Source organism: Priestia sp. P5_B4, assembly GCF_056400385.1.
On the sequence record NZ_JBFULJ010000424.1, the window covers coordinates 1 to 3253 of the forward strand.

4 protein-coding genes are annotated in these 3253 nt (G+C 37.1%); 3 read left to right on the forward strand and 1 reads right to left on the reverse strand.

Features of this window, described 5'->3' with window-relative positions; genetic code table 11:
• The first annotated feature begins 336 nt into the window (after positions 1 to 336).
• From AC1DRF_RS20650 to phaZ, 3 genes are all read left to right on the forward strand, one after another.
• On the forward strand, positions 337 to 867 hold the full coding sequence (locus AC1DRF_RS20650) for an ECF transporter S component (RefSeq protein ID WP_097822870.1): 531 nt from the start codon (positions 337 to 339) through the stop codon (positions 865 to 867).
• Positions 868 to 956: 89 nt separating this feature from the next.
• Positions 957 to 1148: a hypothetical protein gene (locus AC1DRF_RS20655; RefSeq protein ID WP_013058089.1), complete on the forward strand. Its 192-nt coding sequence runs from the start codon at positions 957 to 959 to the stop codon at positions 1146 to 1148.
• A 207-nt stretch (positions 1149 to 1355) separates the two neighbouring features.
• Entirely contained in the window at positions 1356 to 2252 is an 897-nt protein-coding gene (gene phaZ, locus AC1DRF_RS20660) for an intracellular short-chain-length polyhydroxyalkanoate depolymerase (protein ID WP_097822869.1), read from the forward strand.
• Positions 2253 to 2471: 219 nt separating this feature from the next.
• On the opposite strand, the gene AC1DRF_RS20665 is transcribed toward phaZ, so the two are convergent.
• The gene (locus tag AC1DRF_RS20665) at positions 2472 to 3038 is read right to left on the reverse strand and encodes a CBO0543 family protein (RefSeq protein ID WP_477741561.1); all 567 of its coding nucleotides are present in this window, start codon (positions 3036 to 3038) and stop codon (positions 2472 to 2474) included.
• Positions 3039 to 3253: the final 215 nt, after the last annotated feature.

Below are 3253 nucleotides of genomic sequence, written 5' to 3' on the forward strand. Positions count from 1 at the left end.
TAGTAACAGGTTCCGCTGGAATTCTAGGTTATTCCATTCATTTCTACAAACATATAACTTCTCATATTTATCAGCCTTCGTCAACTCTTGAAAAAGAACGATTTGCTCATATTATGCCCGAACAGACTCTTTACCATAACAAAAATTAGGCGCCGCAGTCTGCTAAAGGAAGCAGAAGCAGCTTTATTTTTTTAAGAACGGATAGGACAATTTTTGAAGTTGGCGGATCCCTTTGTGCTGCTAGAATGATATATCTTACTAAATAAATAGTTTTACGTATTTATTAAGTATGTAATTAGGAGTATGATAGTAGTAAAAAAAGAAAGAGGTCAACAGATGAATTCAACATACTCACCAAGAGAATCAACCAAAATCAAAGCTTTATCTATGCATGCACTTTTTATCGCACTGACGTTTGTAGCGACAATGTTTATCAACATCAAGCTTCCAATCATGGGTAACGGAGGCCTCATCCATTTAGGCAACGTTCCTCTTTTTATAGCAGCCTTTATTTACGGCAAAAAGACAGGAGCCATCGCCGGGGCTTTTGGAATGGGGTTATTCGACCTCATCTCCGGCTGGACAGCATGGGCGCCGTTTACGTTTATTATCGTAGGGGCAATGGGCTTTTTAGCAGGTCTTATCTCAGAAAAAGCACCTGGTAAAAGAGCACTTGTGAACACACTGGCAGTTGCTGCTGCGCTGATTGTAAAAATCGTAGGCTACTATTTTGCCGAAGTGATTCTTTATCATAACTGGATCCTTCCGCTTGGCTCTATACCGGGGAATGTGATGCAAGTTGTTATCGCTGGTATCATCGTCGTTCCGCTTGTAGGACGCTTAAAGAACAGAGCTGTACAGATTTAATCGCTTAATTGTAAGTCGTTTTACCATTATCCTATCCTTAAGTGATATACTTGATAGATATTCATCAAGTGAAAGGAGCGGAAAACACCATGAAATATTTAAAATCACAGATGAAACAGCTCATTAAAGACAATCAGGAACTACAAGGTAAGCTGAATGGACTGATGAAAGAGCACAGCCTTGAAAAAAACTTTGCTCTTAAAGCTCTGTACCATGCAGAAGTGGCTGAAGGCGGGAAATATCAGCTTGCCTATCAAGCATTAGACGCACCGAAAAAGTAATGGCCTTGTTGCTCATTCGTATATTTCTTCATTATAAAAAGGCAGCCGAATCGCATATTTGGCTGTCTTTTTTAGCAAGTAGAATAACATAGCATTATGTTGGCTTTTGTACAACTTCTTTCTAACTGCTTAAATCTTGATAAATAGGGTATTAAAAAATAAATGCTACCGATCGTTCTAATTATATAAGAAAAGAGGAAAATAGCGATGACCGTATCTGTTTTAGAACAAGCAAAAGTAGAGTTACCGAATGGAGAAACAGTAAATTACCGAATGAAAAAAGGCGGAAAAGAGGTACTTTTGTTAATTCACGGAAACATGAACTCTTCCCTTAACTGGGATGTGTTAATGAATGAACTTCCAGAACATATCACAGCTTATGCGATCGATTTAAGAGGATTTGGAGACTCCACTTATCATACACCTATCCACACAATCAAAGACTTATCAGATGATGTCAAACTGTTTGCGGATGCTTTAAAGTTGTCTGCTTTTACAATAAGCGGGTGGTCATTAGGAGGAGCAGTTGCTATGCAATATGTGATTGATCATCCGAATGATGCCAAAAATTTAATTCTCTTAAGCTCCGTCAACATTAAAGGCTACCCCATTCCAAGAAGAACGTTCCTAGAACTGCCTATTCCTAACAACTTTATACAAACCAAAGAAGAAGTAAAAGAAGCATTTAGAATGGTAGAAAACGCAAAAGAAACAAAAAACACATGGTTTTTAAAAATGATGCTGCGTCAATTTTTATATACAAAAAATAAGCCGTCTGCTGATCAATTTGAAACATATTTAGAAGGAACGATCAAGCAGCGAAATTTAATTGATATCAATTACGCACTCATGAGATTTAATATTTCAAACGATTTTAATGGTGTTGTGGAAGGGTCAGGAGAGGTGGAAAAAATTACGATCCCTACTATGGTTATTCAAGGCGATGAAGATAAGATGGTTTCCACAAGAGATGCATCTGACATCGCGAAAGGCATAGGGGAAAATGCGACGTTAAAAATTATGAAAGGCGTAGGCCACTGCCCGTTGTTGGATGATTTAAGCAGTTTAATGGACTTATACAACGCTAATTTAAGCAGGGCTTAGAAAAAGTGAGATTTTTGCTGCTAACAGAAGTTTTATTATTGCTAGATGCAGTATGTTCTAAATTAACACAAAGAAAAGGAGCTGCCTGCAAAATGCTTTGAGATGAACAAAGCCTGTTACCTTCTGAGGAAGCAGACAGCTAGTAAATAAAACAATCACAAAAAACGTAAGATCTTTTCAAAAAGGCTTACGTTTTTTTATTGAGTGGACTTATCAAATTTAATGTTGTTTTTCAAAATAAAGAAACAGATTGGTAATCCATTTTGATAGCAGTATCACACCCAGATAAACTACAAATAAATAACTGTAAGTAGCCCATTCATGCAGCTGGAAAAAGCCAATCCCTGTTAATAGCGGTTTGAAAATAAAAGCAAAAAACAAACAAAGAACAGTTGCATATACATAGTAATTTTTATGATGGTTAATTGTCCATTGATAAAGAAGCATAAAAGAGACAGGAATAAGCGAAGCATCTAGGCTAAAGCTTACGGGTATGATTGTGTTGATTTGGTAAGGATACGTCCACAGCCCGTTATAAACTCCAGCGGTGTCACTATAGTGAAACCAAACGTGCACGTTAAATCCATAAAACCCTAAGTGAAAGGCTTTTTTTCGATCAATAAAAAAATAGAGAATGACTAAAGGTAAAATGAAAGCCCCCAAGGTAACCCAAAACTGCCAAGAGCCTGGAGTGGAGTATTGCTGCCAGTATTCAGCCCACGTTTTGGCTAGATTTTCTTGTATGCTATKTATCTTTTTTAGATATTCCTGTTGGTTTGCTGTCAATATAATCCATCCTTTTAAGTAAGAAAAATTTCGTTACTTTTAAAATGCCCTTTTCTTAAGTTTTGGATACCTTTCCCTGTTGAGTTGTTTGTATTTTTCTGCACGTAAAACGACGTACGTATTTGGAGTGATCTGCATGTTTACGTGGTTCTTGCTGCTCGGAGAGGCCATTTATCAGCTCATCATCTAAAAATAAAAAGCAGTTACAGCGACTG